This is a genomic window from Streptomyces sp. rh34, from assembly GCF_002551245.1.
In the GTDB taxonomy this organism is placed as follows: Bacteria; Actinomycetota; Actinomycetes; order Streptomycetales; family Streptomycetaceae; genus Streptomyces.
Genome location: NZ_NTGZ01000009.1, coordinates 1 through 17,909 on the forward strand (window position 1 = coordinate 1; position 17,909 = coordinate 17,909).

11 protein-coding genes and 1 pseudogene are annotated in these 17,909 nt (G+C 66.6%); all 12 read right to left on the minus strand.

Features of this window, described 5'->3' with window-relative positions; genetic code table 11:
• Positions 1–206 precede the first annotated feature (206 nt).
• Complete coding sequence (locus CR470_RS03825) at positions 207–728, minus strand: hypothetical protein (protein WP_179892123.1); 522 nt, start codon at positions 726–728, stop codon at positions 207–209.
• Between the two features lie 489 nt (positions 729–1,217).
• Positions 1,218–4,379: a non-ribosomal peptide synthetase gene (locus CR470_RS03835; RefSeq protein WP_179892124.1), complete on the minus strand. Its 3,162-nt coding sequence runs from the start codon at positions 4,377–4,379 to the stop codon at positions 1,218–1,220.
• Positions 4,380–4,456: 77 nt separating this feature from the next.
• Positions 4,457–5,257 (minus strand): NAD(P)-dependent oxidoreductase, encoded by an 801-nt coding sequence (locus CR470_RS03840; protein ID WP_179892125.1) that lies wholly within the window; start codon positions 5,255–5,257, stop codon positions 4,457–4,459.
• Positions 5,258–5,370: 113 nt separating this feature from the next.
• Positions 5,371–7,200 (minus strand): non-ribosomal peptide synthetase, encoded by a 1,830-nt coding sequence (locus tag CR470_RS03845; protein ID WP_097866166.1) that lies wholly within the window; start codon positions 7,198–7,200, stop codon positions 5,371–5,373.
• Complete coding sequence (locus CR470_RS03850; protein WP_097866167.1) at positions 7,197–8,405, minus strand: pyridoxal-phosphate-dependent aminotransferase family protein; 1,209 nt, start codon at positions 8,403–8,405, stop codon at positions 7,197–7,199. The genes CR470_RS03845 and CR470_RS03850 overlap by 4 nt, the downstream gene beginning before the upstream one ends.
• A gap of 65 nt (positions 8,406–8,470) precedes the next feature.
• Positions 8,471–9,811 (minus strand): MFS transporter, encoded by a 1,341-nt coding sequence (locus CR470_RS03855; protein WP_097866168.1) that lies wholly within the window; start codon positions 9,809–9,811, stop codon positions 8,471–8,473.
• A 100-nt stretch (positions 9,812–9,911) separates the two neighbouring features.
• Entirely contained in the window at positions 9,912–10,121 is a 210-nt protein-coding gene (locus tag CR470_RS03860) for an MbtH family protein (protein ID WP_097866169.1), read from the minus strand.
• A gap of 46 nt (positions 10,122–10,167) precedes the next feature.
• The gene (locus CR470_RS03865; protein WP_179892126.1) at positions 10,168–11,523 is read right to left on the minus strand and encodes a condensation domain-containing protein; all 1,356 of its coding nucleotides are present in this window, start codon (positions 11,521–11,523) and stop codon (positions 10,168–10,170) included.
• Between the two features lie 269 nt (positions 11,524–11,792).
• A complete protein-coding gene (locus tag CR470_RS03870; protein WP_143663763.1) occupies positions 11,793–14,972 on the minus strand; it encodes a non-ribosomal peptide synthetase in 3,180 nt (1,059 codons plus the stop codon).
• Between the two features lie 89 nt (positions 14,973–15,061).
• A complete protein-coding gene (gene gntD, locus CR470_RS03875; protein WP_097866172.1) occupies positions 15,062–16,093 on the minus strand; it encodes a guanitoxin biosynthesis L-enduracididine beta-hydroxylase GntD in 1,032 nt (343 codons plus the stop codon).
• A gap of 23 nt (positions 16,094–16,116) precedes the next feature.
• Complete coding sequence (gene vioD / locus CR470_RS03880; protein WP_097866173.1) at positions 16,117–17,235, minus strand: capreomycidine synthase; 1,119 nt, start codon at positions 17,233–17,235, stop codon at positions 16,117–16,119.
• 245 nt (positions 17,236–17,480) lie between these two features.
• Positions 17,481–17,781: pseudogene (locus tag CR470_RS41440) on the minus strand (IS701 family transposase); the annotation flags it as partial.
• Positions 17,782–17,909 lie beyond the last annotated feature (128 nt).

A 17,909-nucleotide genomic window follows, 5' to 3' on the forward strand; every position in this document is an offset into this window, starting at 1 on the left:
AGCGGCCGGACGAACTCCCACTCAGCATCCGACAGTTCATGGCGACGTATCACGAAACCATGATCCACCAGCGACGATCATTTGAAGACACCGCCTAGGACGGACGGCCTCGGGCGAGTCCGGCTGCAGGTGTAACGGCGGGCTCGGGTATGGAAACTGCCTGAATGCCTCCACCTGAAACGTCGGTGGTGCTGACCGCGGTGGCGTCAGTCGTCAGCTGTGACAAGGAGGGTGAGTGTCGCTGCCGAGCGGTCGATGAGGACGAGTTCGTGGTAGTCGACGTGGATCGGGCCATAGTCGTGGAACGCGTCCTCGGGAAGCTGTCCCAGCAGGTATCTGCTGGCTGCCTTGCGGATCGGGGTGTAGATCTCCTGACGCAGGCGCGATGCGAGTGGTTCCGGTACGTCCCCATGCTGGTTGGCCCAGGAGCGGACGACATCGACCGCCGTATCGGCATCGATGGTCTCGTAGGCCTCGGGAGCGATGCGGTCAAGCCACCACTGGCCGTGCCGCGGCCAGTCTTGAACGCCGGCTCCGTCGTACGTGTCCCGAAACTGAGGATGCGCGATCAAGGCGGCCAGCACGTCTCGATCATCCGGTGCCTCGGACGATAGCTGGAAACGCTTGGCGTTGATCCAGCGGTAGCCGTGGGAGCCCTCGCCGAAGTCGAAGTCTCGGAAGTTGATGAAAGGGCTGTCCAGGTGGGCGAGGACGGGCAGTGGTTCCATGGTGGTCATCGTAGATTTTGCCGCTACTCACCCCCGTCGGTGAGCACTGTCCTGACCAGCGACTATTCCTGCCGGTGCCCATATCCGGGACCGGCGATTCCGCTCGGACGCACGGCTTGTGAAGTCGTGCGTCGGCTTGACGGCGAGGGTGATGTCGATGCCGAGGGTGCGGGCGAGAAGCTCGGCGGGCAGCTCGGTGGCGAGCACCCGGCACAACTGAACCATCGGGTAGTCCGCCTTCTCCGCATGGATGAACCGGCACAACTCGCTTGTTTGAGGAGTCGACGAGCGCCACATTCAACTCCGTCCCGACCTCATCGACGGCTGACTTGCCGGCACCGGACTCAGCCCTACCCACGACGTGACCACAACCCTAAGAAGGCGGTAAGTCCTTTCCAACGGCCCCGGCGGCTCAGGTCGAGTCACCGGGCTGAGCGTGCGGCAGGCCCTCCGGCTCGTGGCGGTGGCGGTCGTCCCACTCACGGTCGGTCAGCCGACCGGTTGGTCGGCCCCCGCCGCCACGATCAGTCGGGCGGCGTTGGTGACCGAGGAGTCCATGAAGAACTCGGCGATCGGGACTTGCACCGTGAACACACTCTTGAGGCGGGACAGGAGCCGCAGCGCGGCCAGAGAGTGGAAACCCAGCGCGAAGATGTCCGTCCGCAGGTCGATCGTCGGTACTTTGAGTACCTCGCAGTAGACCCCCGCGATCTTGACTTCGAGCTCGCTGCCCTGCACTTCCTCGGGGACGACACGCTCGCGGCTCTGCAGCGCGAGCAAGGCTGCTTGGTCAACCTTGCCATGCGAGGTGAGCGGGAACCGTTCCACTACGGAGATGTGAGCCGGAACCAGGTGTGGGGGAAGCTGGGTACGAACGTACGCCGCGACCGTCGCCTCGTCGGCGTAGGCACCGATCAGGAACGCGATCAGCTCAAGCTCGGCCGCTGGACCAGCCTCGGTGCGCCGAGGCACGACCAGGCTGCGCGCCACGTCCGGATGGCCGTCGAGTACCGATTCGATCTCGGCAAGCTCGACCCGATGGCCGCGCAGTTTGAGCTGACGGTCCACGCGGCCGAGGAATTCGAGGTCACCTTCGGTAGTCCATCGGCCTTGGTCGCCGGTGCGATACATACGTGCGCCCGGCTCGGCCGCGAAGGGGTCCGCCAAGAAGCGCTCGGCGGTCTGCTCGGGCCGGTTGAGCAAGCCGTCGGAGACGCCGGGGCCGGCCAGGTAGATCTCCCCCGGCACGCCGCGTCCAACCGGTGCGAGCAAAGCGTCGAGCACGTAGACGGCGGCGTGCGGCATGGGTCGTCCGATCGGCAGCGCCTCGCGGTCGAAGTCAGCACCGGGCTGGTAAGTCGTGCTGGTCACCGCCGTTTCGGTGAGCCCATAGACATGGGTGAGCGGAATCCCGAAGTCCAGCCAACGCCGGTAGACCTCGATCGGCGCGCGTTCGCCGCCGACCAGCACGCGCCGCAAGGTGTGCGGAATGGGGACAACAGACGGGTCGATCAGGCGCACTACTTCGATCCAGTAGGCGGTGGGGAGCTCACACAGAGTGATCTCGCGCTCTCCGAGGAGGTGCAGCAGTTCCTCCGGGCCGGTCCGGCCGAGCACGCCATCGAAAAAGACGACGCAGCCACCGGCCAGCCAGGTGGGGAAGAGCTCCTCGACATGTACGTCGAAGGTCATCGCGGCGAGCTGCAGCATCCTGTCTTCCGGGCCCAGATCGAACGTGTCCACCGCGGCACGGGTGAACGCGGTCAGGTTGACATGGGTGACGAGGGTGCCCTTGGGCACGCCCGTCGAGCCGGAGGTGAACGGGACATAGGCGACCTGACGGCCCGTCATAGCGATGTCCTCGAGATCTTCACCGGTCTGGGCCTCGATCGAGGAAGCAACCGCCGGATCGTCGAGGGCGAGCACGTGGTGGGCCCCGGCAAAGTTCTCGGCAAGGTCCATGACCGTGAGCACCAAGCGGGGCGCGGTCTCGGCGAGGACGTGGGCGTTGCGGCTGCCGGGCGCGTCCGGAGCCACAGGGACGTAGGCCCCGCCCGCCTTCAGCACGGCGAGCACGGCGGACGGCCAGGAGGAGCCATGGGGGAAGGCGAGCGCCACCCGCTCGCCCGTGCGAAGACCTAGCTGACGCAGATGCCGCGCGAGCCGGTTGGCCTGGCTGTTGAGCTGTGCGTAACTGACTGGAGTTCCGTCTTCACACTCGATCGCCGGCGCATCCGGGCTCTGTCGGACCCGTCGCTCGAACAGCCCGTGCAGGGTGGCCGGCTCGTCCCCCGGCACGGGTCGGCCGGTGAGCTCCCGATCGGGTGCGGCGTCGGTCGATGTGCGAAGCGCTCCCAGTGGGAGCTCGGGGTGGGAAACGGCCTGGCCGAGCAGCGCCAGGTAGCTGTCGGCCATTGCCTCGATGGTGCCCGGGTCGAACAGCTCACTGTCGTATTCGAACTGCAGGCTCAGCTCCCCCAGCGCGTCCACAGCGCCGAGACTGAGACGGAACCGGGCCCCGCCATTGGACAACTCGTATAGCTCCGTCACCGCGCAGCCCGGCAGCGTGGCCTCGAACTCCGTGGACTGCTCGAAGGAGAACATCGTCTGGAAGAGCGGGGTCTCACGCGAGGTGCGTTGGGAGTCGACCCGTTTGACAAGCTCGGTGAAAGGCGCGTCTTGTGAGGAGAGCGCGTCGAAAGTGCTCAGCTGGAGTTCGCGGACCAGGGAGGCGAAGGACACGTCCGCGTCCAGCCGCAGTCGCAGGGGCACGGTGTTGGCGAACAGCCCGATGAGCGACTGGTACTCGGGCCGGGTCCGGCCGGCCAGAGGTGTTCCGATCAGCAGGTCGTCCTGACGGGTGTAGCGGGCCAGCAGAACGCCCCACACACCGCCGAGCGTCGCGAAGGGCGTGACCCCGAGCCGCTTGGCGCAGACGTAGGTATCGGCCCGCAGTTGCTCCGGCACCACTGTCGTGAACGCTTCCCCCCGGTAGTCCCGGGACGCTCCTGAACTGTGATCGACCGGCAGCGCGAGGATCGTCGTCGCACCGGCCAATTCCCGAGCCCACGCGTCGAGCGCGTTGCCGTAACCGCCGTCCTCGGTGGTGCGCCGCTGTTCGGCGGCGAAGTCACGGTACTGCAGGGTGAGGTCAGGCAGACCGGGCTCACCGCCCGCGTGCCATGCGGCGTAGAGCGCGACGAACTCGGTCCAGAACAGACGCAGCGACCAACCGTCCGCAACGATGTGGTGCATATTGAGGAAAAACACGTAGGCGTCATCCTCAAGACGTAGCGCGGCAGCCCGCAGAAGCGGGCCGTTCACAAGGTCGAAGGGCTCGCGAGCGGCGTTATCGACGAACACACGCCACTCGTCGGGCCGGGAGCGAAAGTCGAACACAGGCAGCGCGAAGGGCTGCGGCGGATCTGTGATCAGGTAAAATTCACCGTTCTCCTCGCCCACCCGCGAGCGCAGCACCTCATGCCGACGCACGATCTCGGTCACGCAGCGCTCGGCGAGCTCCGTGTCCCACGCGCCACGCAGTCGGATCACCATCGGTATCCCGTAAACGCTGCGGTCCGGAGCGAGTTGTTCAGCAATCCAGATCTGCTCCTGCAGGAGGGAGATCCTCTCGATCTGTCGGTTGCCCATGGGTGCTCCGGTCGGGTGCGTGGCCTTCGGAGTAGTGGTTGACTCGGTCATCGTGTCCCGCTCTTCCTGACAGTCGGCTAGTAACCGAGTTCCCGGTCGACCAGGCCGATCGGCTCAAGGCCGTTCGCCAGTCGACGAATGTTGCGCAGGACCAGGTCGACGAAGGGTCCGAGTGCGTGATCCAGATCGCCCGCGCAGTGCGCGGTGATCACACAGGTGGGAAGGGACCACAGCGGGTGCTCCGGAGGAAGCGGCTCGGGGTCGGTGACGTCCAGGCCGGCGCCGGCAATCCACCCGGAGGTCAGCGCACGAACGAGGTCATCTGTGATGACGAGTCCGCCGCGCGCCACGTTCACCAGGCACGCGTCCCGACGCATGGACCTGAGTCTGACTGCGTCGATCAGACCGGCCGTGTCCGCGGTCAGCGGCGCCGCGAGGAAGACGACACGGGCCTCGGGCAGCCATGCGTCGAGGCGATCGGGCGTGCCGACCTCGGCGCCCGCCATCGGGGCGCCGCCGCGGCACACCACCTTGGCGCGGACCCTGAACGGGCGCAGCAGTGCGAGCAGTGCCCGGGCAATGCCGCCGCCGCCCACCACAAGCACCTCGGCGTCCGTCAGCCCGATGGCGGGGCGCGGCAGCCACGCGCCGGCCCTCACGGAGGCAGTGCCCTGACGCAGCACGGTCAGCGCGAGCATGAGGGCGTGTTCAGCCACCAGCTCGGACTGGACGCCCACGGCCCGGCTCCAGCGGATCTTCTGATCCATGAGCGGCAGGTAGCTTTCGACGCCGGTGCTCGCCAACTGGACCCAGCGCACCGACGGCGCGCACTCCAGTGCAGCTGCCAGCGCCGAGGGCCGCTCGCCGGTCCAGATCAAGCCCTGAGCCCGGGCTGGCGGAGCCAGTCGAACGCCTGAGGCATGCAGCGCTGTCATGAGGTCGGCGGGCGCCGGTTCCGGAAGCACTGCCACTGGTAGGTCGGGAAGCATGGTCACCAGCCACCGCCCGGCTTACCCACCGCCGTGACGTCCGCCTTCGCGTCGGCCAGCGCTGCCACTCCGCGTACCGAATACGCGTCGAAGACCGCGCGGAAACCGAGGCTGATGCCCAGGTGTTGGCCGATCCAGCTGATCAGCCGCACCATGAACAGCGAATCCCCACCCAGGTCAAGCAGGTTGTCGAGCACGCCGATCTCGTCGATTCCCAGCAGCTCCGCCGCGGCGGCGCCGACGCGCCGCTCGATCTCACCTGTCGGCGGCACGAACTCGGTGGGCAGGTCGGGCCGACGCTTCGGCGGCTGTGGAAGCATCGCGTGGTCGATCTTCCGATGCGTCGTCAGCGGGAAGTCGTCCATTCGGATCAGCGCTGAAGGGATCAGGTAGGCCGGCAGTTCGTCGGCGAGGAAGGAACGCAGCTCACCGCCGCTCACGGTGTCCCGGTCAGCAGTCACGTAGCCGATCAGACGCTGCTCACCCGAGACGTCTCGACCAGTCGTGACCAGGGCTTGACGCACCGCTGGGTGCCGGTCGAGCGCAGCCTCGATCTCGCTTGGTTCGACGCGATATCCACGCACCTTGACCTGTTGGTCGCCACGTCCGAGGAATTGCAGCCGGCCGTCGGGAAGACGACGTACCCGATCGCCGGTGCGGTACAACCTGGCCCCCGGGATCCCCGAGTAGCGGTCGGCGACGAACCGCTCCGCGGTGACGTCGGGTTTGCCCAGGTAACCGCGTGCCAGCGAGTCACCACCGAGGAGCAGCTCGCCCTCGGCGTCCGCGGGAACGAGATCGAGCCGCTCGTCGACGACGAACATGCGGGTTCCGGCGATGGCATCGCCTATGGACAACACCCCGTCCCTGGGTGCTTGTCCGGGCGGCACGCTCCAGTACGCCGCGGTCGCAGTGGTCTCGGTCGGCCCGTAGACGTGCACCAGCGGAAGGCGGAAGCGGTTCCACTGCTGGACGGCTTCGGGCATGGCGCGGTCTCCTCCCATGACGACCAGGCGCAGCGATGGGGGCAGTGCCCCGCCGGTGTCCACGAGGTGGCGAACCAGCAGGTGCCAGTGCGCCGTCTGCATCTCCAGCAGCGTGACGTCGTGCGCGGTCAGGAAGTCGAGCAGGGCCCCCACCGGGGAGAGCGCAACCCGGTCGGTCGGGAACACGCTTGTCCCGCCCTGTACGAGTGGGGGGAACAGTTCCTCGAGTGAGGCGGAGAATGCGGCGGCGGCCAGCATCAGGTAGCGATCACGCGGCCCCATGCCGAACTCGGCACTCGCGGCGGCTGCGAGATTCGCCAGGCCGAGATGGGTGATCATGACGCCTTTGGGCGCTCCGGTGGAACCTGAGGTGTAGATCACGCAGGCCAGATCGTCCGGCGCGGCTGCGGGGGCGCCCGGACGGGGAGGCAAGCGGCCCCGGTCCGGCGCAAGCGTCGTGACGGGCAGGCTGGTTGCCCCCTCCTGCGCTCCGTCCACGATGAGAATCTTGATACCGGAGTCCGCCGCGAGGAAACTCTTGCGCTGGTCGGGGTAGTCCGGATCGACAGGCACGTAGGCCGCTCTCGCACGCAGCACGCCGAGAATCGCGACCAGCAGGTCAACGGAGTGACGCATCATCACGCCGACGCGATCGCCGGGAAGCACTCCCGCCTCCGCCAGGCGCGCCGCCATGTGCTCGGCTTCGGCGTCGAGTTCGGCGTAGGTCAGCGCCCGCTGTGCGTCCTCGGTGGCGCACGCGTGCGGCGTCACCCTGGAGTGCTGTTCAAGCAGGTGCGGGATGAGCTTCGGCGCGTCGTTACGTGCTGATGGAACGGCGGCGTTCACGCAGCGGACTCCTCTGGGTTGGGCGACGTCGACGTCAAGGGGCTCGCGGCGGCGGCGTCGATCTGCTCTGCCATCAGCTTCACGATGGGTGTGACGCCACTGCCCGGCAGCACCGGGGCGCCAAGGGCTGCCAACCCGGTCTCAAGCGCGGCCAGCGCGGCAACCAGGTCGAGCGGGTCGGTGTGGCCGCAGTGACCGACCCGTACCACTTGGTCGGCCAGTTCTCCGTTGCCGGTGGCCAGTTGGACGCCTGTGTGCTCGACAACCGCATCGACGAGAGGTCCCGCGCCTATTCCGGGCGGTGTGAACGCGGCCGTCACGATGCCGTTGCGCGCTACTTCTGGGGTCAGCAGCCGGAGTCCGAGGCCGCGCAAGCCCGCTCTGGCCATCCGGCCGAGCTCCGCATGCCGCCGGTGGCGCTGCTCCATGCCTTCAGCGAGTACCTGTTCGAGCGCCGCAGACAACTGGAGCAGCACGCCGACCGCCGGCGTCCAGGGGGTACGCGGGATGGAGTGGTTCAGGCTGTCACGCGTGATCGTCCAGTCGAAGTAGTACCGCAGATGCCTGGCCTCGGCGTGCCGGCGCCAGGCGCGCTCACTGACCGAGACGAAAGAGACCCCTGGCGGCGCCATCAGCGCCTTCTGAGTCCCGCCGACCACGACGTCCAACCCCCACGCGTCGGCCTGCATTTCGCAGCCGCCGGCCCCGGAGGCCGAGTCCACTACCGTCAGCACACTGCGGGTCGCGCGCCCGATGGCCTCGAGGTCGGTGACGACGCCTGTGGAGGTCTCGCAGTGCACGACGATCGCCGCGACGATTCGCGAGTCGGCCTCCAGACAGGCTTCGACGACCGCAGGGTCCGGCTCGCAACCCCACTCGACGTCGAGCACGACGGTCTCCAGGCCATAAGCGCGGCACAGCGCCACCCAGCGGCTTCCAAAGGCACCGTTGTCCACCACGAGTACCTTTTCCCCTGGACTGAAGAGGTTTTGCACCGCGCTCTCGAACGCACCGGTGGTGCTTGACGAGAAGATCAGCACGTCCCCCGCGGTACCCAGCACCTGCCTGAGCCCGTCGATGATCCGTGTGAATACGCGTGCGAAGTCCACGGTGCGCTCGTCGACCATGGGATGCGTCGCCGCCGCGATGACCGCGGGCGGCAGCGGGGTCGGACCGGGTATGGCCAATCTGTCCTTGTAAATCATCTTCCTGATTCCTTCGTGCCGCGGAGGTCCGGCTTCGTCAAGGTTCGTGTGCGGTCGAGTACCGCTCAGCTGACCGACGCCTCACTGCCGCCGTCCGGCATGTGCGGTTCGATGGCGCGCTTGCGGAGCCCGGCATCGTCCGGCTCGTTCTGCGCCTGTAGCTCTGGTTGCTCAACCCTGGTCAGGGCAAGGGCGAACAGTGCCGTGCCCACCACTGCGACCACAGCACAGCCCACCAGGACCGGGCGTAGGCCGAACAGGATGCCCAGTGGGCCGGCTACGGCGAAGCCGACCGGCTGGGCGATCTCCGAGGCCATCAGGTCGAAGGCGGCCACCCGGCCGAGTACCGCGCTCGGCACGGCTCGCTGCATGAGGGTCTGGAAGAACACTCCTTGCAGGCCGATCGCGCAGCCGGAGAGCAGTGCGGCACCCGCCACCACCGCCGTCGGCACGCCGGAGCCGAGAGCCAACGCTTCGAAGACGATCAGCGGTGGCAGCCACGCCATGAAGACCACCGGCCGCTTCGGCTTGATCCGCCCGGCGGTGAACTGCGCACAGACCACGCCGATGGTCATGCAGGTGCCGATGACACCCCAAGCTGCGGGACCGCCCAGATGGGTGTCGGCCACCAGCGGGCCGAGGACCGCGAGGGGAGCCAACAGGACCAGCGAGAACAACGTCCACTGCAAGGTCAGCAGCCATAGCCAGGGGCGCATTCGAAACTCACGCCATCCTTCACCCAGCTGCGCGAGCGTCCCGCCCTTGCGATCCGGCTCGGCTCCGCTCCCAGCGGGGATCCTGGCGAATATGAGGCAAAGAGTAACGAAGAACATCAGCACGCTCTCCACCAGGAAAGCGGCTCCCGAACCGTACACCGCCACGACCACTCCTGCCGACGCAGGGGCCGCCGTCCAAGCCAGCGAGGAAAAGGTGCCGACCAACGCATTGGCCTCGTCCAGGTCCTCTTTCGCAACGATGTCCGGCATGATCGCCGTGCTGGCCGGACCGAATAGCGCGTCAGCGCCGCCGTATACGACTGCCAGAGCGAAGAACCAGCCGAGGGTCGCAGTATGCGTGAGTAGTCCCACGGCCAAGGTCGCCGCCGCGACCAGGCGTACGATCGACGAAGCGATGAGCAACGCGGCACGCGGAAAGCGGTCCGCCGCGACGCCGGCAAACAGCGACAGGACGAGCGAAACCGCCGCCTGAACTCCGAGGACAAGGCCGAGGTCACTCACAGAACCAGTGGTGTGGAGGATACCGAAGCTCTCCGCAACCGGCAGGAATCCGTTGGCCATGCTGGAGCCCAGCCGGGCGGCCAATAAGCAGGTGAAGTGCCGGTCAGTCAGCAGCCGTCTGCGTTTGCCTCGACGTTCTCGTTCGCCGGATACCACTACATCGCTCATTGCGCCTCTTTCCGCGCGTGCTGGTTTCAGGCCCCGGCACGAGGGCTGGGTGATGGCTTCTTTGGGTCCGGTCGGGCGGCGGTGCCACGCCGAGGTGCCCTCAAGTGGTTGTCGCCTCGGCCAGGGACCTGGGCCGCATGTCCGTCCAGTTCCGTTTCACGTACTCCAGGCAGTCCTCTCGCCCGGCTTCGCCGTGCACTACGGTCCAGCCCTTGGGCACAGTGATGGCGGCGGGCCACAGCGAGTGTTGTCCCTCAGCATTGACCAGCACCAGGTACACGCCGTCCTGGTCCTCGAATGGATTCGCCACTGCTTTCACTCTCCTAGGTAAGTTGTCATCATTCGTCAGCGGCCGCTCAACTCGATATGCGTGCCGCATTCATGGGCAGGTCGACTGTGCTGATCGGTGCATCCGGGTCCGCGGCAAGGGCGGCCAGCATCCGCCGGTAACCGTCGGCCACGTGCTGCGCGGTCTCCCGCTCGAACATGTCGAGCTGGTACTCCAGGAACACATCCACCCCGGCGGGCTCCTTGCCCGGGCCGAAGTTCTCCCGCAGGCTCAACGCCAAGTCGAACATGGAGCTGCCGCCGTCGATTTCCACAGGCACGTCGGTCAATCCGTCGAACGTGAGCCCGGCGTCCGCGTCGCTCTCCAGGGTGAGCATGACCTGGAAAAGCGGGTGACGGGTCCGCGAGCGGGGAGGATTGAGTGCCGTGACCAGGCGATCGAAGGGGATGTCCTGGTTGTCGTAGGCATCAAGGGCGACGGTCTGGACCCGCTTGACCAGGTCTCGCGGTCTCGGGTCGCCGGACACGTCAACGCGGAATACCAGCATATTGACGAAGTACCCGATGAGATCGGTCAGCGCATCATCCATGCGGCCGGCCACGGGTGAGCCGATCGGAATGTCGGTGCCCGCACCGAGCTTGCTCAGCAGCGCCGCGAACCCGGCCTGCAATACCATGAACATGGTCGCGTTCTCGGTGCGGGCGACCTCGACCAGTGCCGCATGCAGATCGGCGTCGAGGGTGAACTCGATCGTGCCCCCGGCGAAGTCGGACATCGGTCGGCGCGGGTAGTCCGCCGGCAAGCGCAGTTCCTGGGGCATGCCGTCGAGCACCGAACGCCAGTGCGCGAGCTGTCTCGACGCCAGGCTGTCCGGATCGTCCTCGCGGCCCAGCAACTGCCTGTGCCAGAGCGTGTAGTCGGCGTACTGGACAGGCAGCGGCGGCATAATCGGCTCGGCACCACGGCGCCTCGCCTCGTAGGCCCGGGCGAGGTCTCGGGTGAGCGGCCCCAACGACCAGCCATCGCTGACGATGTGGTGCATCGAGATGAGCAGCACGTGCTCCTGCGGCCCCAGTGCGAACAGCCATGCCCGAAGGGGCAGATCGCGCACAAGGTCGAACGGGCGTTCCGAGCACTCGTGCATCGCCTGATGCAGCTCTTCCTCGGCAAGCTCCTCGTACTCCAGTCTCACCGCGCATTCCGAGATATCCAGGACAACCTGGTGCGGCATGCCCGCACAGTCCCGGATGACCGTGCGCAGCGATTCATGTCGCCGCACGACGTCTCGCAATGCCTCCTCCAGGGCTGTGCTGTCCAGCTGCCCCGTCAGCCGCGAAGCGAGCTGCATGGTGTACATCGAACTGCCCGGATTCATCTGATGGATGAACCACAGTCCGAGTTGCCCGAACGACAGAGGGATCACGACTGGTCCCCAATGATGTTGGCGGTACGGGAGGATCGGATGTGGCTGATGGCGCTTTGCCCTTGATGGCTCAGGAGGAAGGATCGCCCGGTCCTCCGGGACGCTCCGACGGCTGATTGAGCGCTACGGGCATCGCTGGTGACCCAACAGGCGACGTTCGCCCCTCGGTTCGATCGGTCACGCATACGGCTTGACACAGTCATGGAGATCCCTACTGCTCTGTGCGGTCCCAGCCGCCCACACGGAAGTCATCCGGCGCCCGCCGTGGGTCAGCGGACCATCGGGAGGAGTGCCGGCCGGGTGATGACGGCGATCTGACCGGAGTCGATCTGCGCCGCGAGCAACGCCGCGGTGGGCGCCTGGAACAGGGCCTTGATACCGATCTCCACACCCATGACACTGCGGATCCGGCTCAGCAGACGCACCGCGTGCAGAGACTGGCCGCCGAGTTCGAAGAAGCTCTCGTCCACGCCGACCCCAGCAAGGTCCAGCACCTCGCTGATCAGCCTGCACAGTTGCTGCTCACGCCCGGTGCCCGGGCTGCGGTCGGTGACGGATGCACGATCATCCGGAGCAGGCAGGTTACGCCGGTCCACCTTGCCGTTCGTGGTCAACGGCAGGTTCTGCAAGCGCACCACGGCAGACGGGAGCATGTAACCGGGCAGCTGTGACGCGGCGTGGGCGAGGATCTCCTCGTCGGGCGCCTGGGCCACCACGTAGGCGACGATGTGCCGCAGCCCCGGTCTGTCTTCGCGTACCACCACGGCGGTCTGTTCCACATCTGGGTGCGCTGCGATCACGTTCTCGATCTCGCCGAGCTCGATCCGGAAGCCGTTCATCTTGACCTGGTCGTCCCGGCGCCCGACGAACTCAAGATTCCCGTCGTCACGCCGACGGGCCCGATCTCCGGTGCGATACATCCGCCCCCCGGCCGGGCCGAAGGGGCTGGCAACGAACCTGGCCGCAGTGAGGTCGGGTCGGCCGAGATATGCGCGGGCCAGCCCAGCGCCGCCCAGGTACAGCTCGCCCGCCACACCCACCGGCAGCGGCCGCAGGCCCTCGTCCAGAACAAAGATCTGGGTGTCGGCGATCGGCCGGCCGATGGGTGGCGGTTCGTTCCCCTCGTTCCCCGTCAGCGGGCCGATCAGCGTTGCGCACACCGTGGCCTCGGTAGGCCCGTAAGCGTTGAACATATGGCAACGCCCGGACCAGCGTGCGGCGAGGTCGGCGGTCAGGCTTTCCCCGGCTACCACGATGGTCAGGTCCGCGGGCAGATCCTCGTCGGGGGAAAGCGAGGCGAGTACCGAGGGCGGCAGGGTCACGTGCGTCACGGTCTCCCGGACAAGCACTGCTTCGAACGAGCCCCCGACGAAGTCGTGAAGACCCGGGACGAACACCGCCGTGGCGCCGCTGAGCAGGGCCATGCAGAGCTCCGAGACGGAGGCGTCGAAACTTGGACTGGCGAATTGCAGGACCCTGCTGCCGGACCGTACGCCGAATGCCTCGATCTGCGCGCCGGACAGCCCAGCGAGGCCCTCGTGCGTGACCGTCACGCCCTTCGGTGTCCCGGTCGAACCGGAGGTGTAAATGACGTATGCCGGGTGCGCGAGGGTGAGGGGGTGCGACCGCTGTGCGTCGGAGAGGTTCGACGCGTCCGCGTCCGTGTCACGCCCGGTCTGCTCTTCGTCGAGGACCAGGATCGGCGTCGTCCAGGGCTGGGCCGTGGCGCCGGCGGCATCGGTCAGCAGCAGGGCGGGACGCGCGTCGCCGACGATGTACTCGATTCGCTTGGTCGGACAGGCCGGGTCGAGCGGTAGGAACGCGGCACCCGCCTTGCTGATCGCGAGGATGGCCAGGACGAGGAGCGGGCCGCTGGGCAACGCGACCCCCACCAGCTCCTCGGGTCCCGTTCCGCGGGCGATCAGAGCTCTGGCAAGCCGGTTGGCCCGCTCGTTGAGTTGTCGGTAGCTCCACCGCAATGCGCCGCAGGAGACCGCGCATGCGTCGGGGCGCCGCGCGACCTGGGCCTCGAAGAGCGAGGGGAGGACGACGGGATCGTATGGTGCGCCGTCTCCGCTCTGCTGCGCTACCAGCAGAGCGTGCTCCTCCTTCGACACCAGTGGAATCTCGCACAGCGGTCGGTTCGGCGAGCGGACCGCGTTGGCGAGGAAGGTGGTGTAGTGCGTTGCGATGCGGCGGATCGCCTCCGGCGCGAACAGGTCGGTCGCGTACTCGATTTCCGCTTCGAGTCGGCCGTCCCGCTCAACGACCTCGATACTCAGGTCGAGTTTGCTGACGGTACGCGGTGGCGGTGCGGCCCCCTCGATCGTCAGTCCCGCGACGTGTACGGACTCCTCAAGCGCCTCGTCGTAGATGAATGCCGTCTGGAACAGCGGATTGCGGCTCGGGTCGCGTGGCGGACGAAGTCGCTCGATGACGTTCTCGATCGGCGCTTCCTGATAGGCGAGACCTTCGATGGAAGCCCGGCGTGTCTGGTTGACCAGTCCGTGGAAGGTCTGATCTCGCTCTGGACGTACCCGGAGGGCCAGGACATTGACGAACATGCCGATCATTTCCTCGGTGCCCGGCTCGGTCCGACCGGCCATGGGGGTGCCCACCAGCAGGTCCTCTTGGCCTGCGTAGCGGCCGAGAACGGCAGCCCAGCCGGCGAGCATGACCACGTAGGGGGTGACGCTCCAGCGGCGGGCCGTCTCCGCGAGTTCGACGCCCAGCGAAGCCGGAAAGGTGAAGGAGTGGCTGGCGCCATGGAAGCTCATGCGTGAGGGGCGCTGGTAATCGGTGGGCAGTTCAAGTGCGAAGGGCGCGTCCCCGAGCTGGGTACACCAGTGCTCGACCTGACTGGTCAACAGGCCCTCGTCGAGCGAGCGACGTTGCTCAACGGCGTACTGCCCGTAGGTGAAAGGCAGCACGGGAAGCGCGGGTGTGCGGCCCTCGGCCCCCGCGGCAAGAAGTTCGACAAGCTCCTGGACCAGCACGCCGGCCGAGACTCCGTCGAAGATCAGGTGATGTATGTCCACCAGCAGGCGGTGATCCGCGGGACCGAGGCGGTACAAACCGAACCGCACGAGCGGCCCATGCGAGAGGTCGAACGGAGCTGCCGTCGCGGCGCTCACCCGCTCAGTCATCTCCTGCTCCGAGGCCACATCCTGTGGATCGAGTCTTACGGGGCGAGCGGGGACGACGACGAACCGGGGCGAGCCAGACGCGATGGACACCACAGAGTGCAGCACTTCGTGCCGTTCAACGATATGGGTCAGAGCCACCTCGAGCAGCCCAGGGTCCAGCTCGCCGCGCAGGGCGAACACCACCGGGGTCCCGTAGTGCGAGCCCGCATCGGCGAGCTGCTCGGAGACCCAGATCCGCTCCTGTGCCAGGGAAAGGGGGAAATCCCTGTCAACGCGGCGGTCCTGGCCGTCTTTCGGTTGCATCGCAGAGTCTTGGGTAGTCGACACTGACGTCTCCCAGTCGTTTCCGGGCAGGGTCCGTCCGGCCGCGAGGGCCGAGGCGCTGTAGGTCGTCAATGGATCACTCGCGCGTCGTGGCTGATCCTGCGATCGCGCGACTTCCGCAGGTCGCGCGCCACGTTCAGCCTCTTGAGCCAGCGGTCCGTACCGTCGAAGCGGGCAGTGAATGGCACCCTGCCGTGCACGATCTTGTAGTTGTCCAGGAAGAGCAGTTCACCTGGTTCGAGCACGTGATCTCGTATGTTGCGATCGACCTCCGCGACGATGGCCTTCATTGCGCGGGCGCTGTCCGGGTCGGCGTATGCGTCCTCCATGAAGAAGGGATCGATGCGTAGATAGGGTGCTGCGCGGTCGCCGGAGAGGATGGCGACTCGGTCGGGCTTGCTGTCCTTGGCCATGATCCATTCATAGCTGCGCGAGAGCAGCTCGCGCTCGCGCGTCGAAATCGCCCGGTTGTCTTCGCCGTGGTGGGGCAGATGCGAGCGGTCGGGCTTGATCGGGTACCGCTCCTGACAGAGCAAGTCCCTGATCTCAACAGTGAGCTCGAGGTCGTCGACCGAGGCGAAGGTCGTTGCCACCCGGTCGTGGTTGCGTAGACAGGCCAGGCCGAGGTAGTCGGCCCGCAGCGGGTGGAACGCCTCCTCGGTGTGCCAGGTCAGCAGTTCTTCGCTGCCCGAGCCAAGCTGCTCGTTCTCGTGACCCTTGATCGGAAAGATGTCGTGCATGATCCGGCCGTCCTGCTGGGTCGCCCAGGCGATGGGGTCGCCCAGCAGGGATGCGCAGAGCATGAAGTACACCTCCGCGGGGAGCGTGGACGCCTGGCCAACGTGGGTACGCCAGTGCTCGGGAGTGGGCCCGACAGCAACGTCGTCGATCCGGAAGCCGCGGATGGACAGCACGCCACCGGAAGCCTCCAGGCGGAACGCGTTCAACTCGGCCCGCAGCCGCTGCGGCAGTTCGTGTGCGTACACCGCGCACTGCCGGACGAACTCCGGGTCACTGATCGAGTGGAACTTCGCCGTGAGCGAAGCGAGTAATTCGTGGACTGTCTTCAACTCGATGTCCGAGAGTTCAATGCTCTGCATGTTCGTCAGGGTTCCTTTCCGCCTCACGGTTGGTGACTCGCGGCGAACTCAGCGCTCAAAATGTCCAGACCCTTGCTCAGTTGGCTGCGATCGCCGCCAAAACCGAGTCGGACGCGGCACGGGTGGTCGAAGGCCCGACCGGGGACGAGCAGTACGTTGCTGGTCTCTCCCAGCCGCCGGCAAAGCTCGGTCGTGTCCCGCCACGGGCGCAGTTGCGGGAACGCTGTCACTCCGCCGAGGGGCAGTGGGAGGTCGACACGATCCTCGTGTCGCGCGGCCCAGTCGGCCAGCAGACGCCGGTTCTCTGTGGCGTTCTTCAGCTTGGGAGCGATGAAGGCTTCTGCACGGCGTACGACGCGCAGCGCGATGAACTCGATCAGCGGAGAGAGGCTGAGGGTGATGCGGTCGCGCAGGTTGGTCATCGCCCGCAGAAGCTCCGGGTCGGCCATGCACCATCCGAAGCGCATGCCGGGTAGACCAAAAGCTTTTGAAAAGGTTCCGATCGACACAGTGCGCGGATAGGTCAGTCCGGGGTCCGGCAGCGGTGCGTCATCGTAGACCAGGTCCGTGAAAGCGCCGTCCCACAGGAGATAGGCGCCAACATTGTCAGCAATCTCAAGCAGGCGATGGAAACCAGGAAGGTCGAGTGTCGCGCCGGTCGGGTTGTGCGGAAAGTTGACCACAATAACCTTTGTGCGCGCAGTGACGAGCCTCGCGAGTTCCTCCACGTCAGGCCGGAATGTGTCCTCCTCGCGCAGTCGCCAGCGCAGAACCTCGCACCCCATGGACTCTGCGACGGATACGTGCGAGTGGTAGGCCGGGTGCAGGGCGACGACTTGATCACCTGGCTCTAGGAGGGTCTGGAGCGCGACGTAGATAGCCTCGCTGGCGCCGTGCGTAAGCATCACCCTGCGCGCGTCACCGTCCCCCCAGCGCGAGGCGATGGCCTCGCGCAGGTCGTCCCGGCCCAGGCACGGGCTGTCCCGGAAAACGATCTGGTCCACATCACCGGGCTCGATGCCGGCGAGTTGTCGCACCTGTCCGAACGAGTAGTCAAGAACCCCGCTCGACCCTATGTCTATCGCAGCGTCATGGTAGTGGTCGCGCATCCAGTCTTCGAGCAATGCCCCATCAAAATTCATCGTTCTCCAGAACCTTGTCCGCGCGACCCGAGAACCGCGACCCCATCCAGAGATCACAAGAGGTAAGTAGATTCAGTCCGCCAGAGATGCCGATCTCGCGTTTCTGGTCCAATGCCTGTGATTCCTCAAACTCCCAGATCGAGGGTGTGAGGTCTTCTGTGGAGCAATGTATGCCCTCTCCGATATGGGAAGTTGACAGATATTGCCCGCTGCGGGATCTGCGTTGCTGCCCATGCGGCTGTGCGTGCAGTTGCAGGCTGCTTGCGCGGCAGTTCAAGCCGCCGGTCGTTGACCTGCTCGGTCTCCCAGGGCGACTCGGACAGGAAGAACTGCAGCCGCTGCGCCCCCGGGCATCCCCGCGCCGGCGACCGGCTCCGCCGCTTCCAAGCAGGTGATCGCCTGGTTCCGCTCCCGCGGCGCCGGCAGCCCGGTCAGGTACTCACGAAATCCCCGCCGCTGGGCCCGGCCGAGGAAGAGGTCACCGAACCGGGCCGCGTATTCCTCCAACGGCCCCGGCGCAGGCCGACACGGACGGCGAGCAGTCAACGTGAGCCATCACCAAGCCGGTTGACTCCTGCCACCGGCCTTCGACCAGTCCGACCTGCCGCAACCCACACCATCGCCGGATTTGACGGACTACCGCCGTCGTCCCGTCGGAAAGCCGCTGTGCGCAG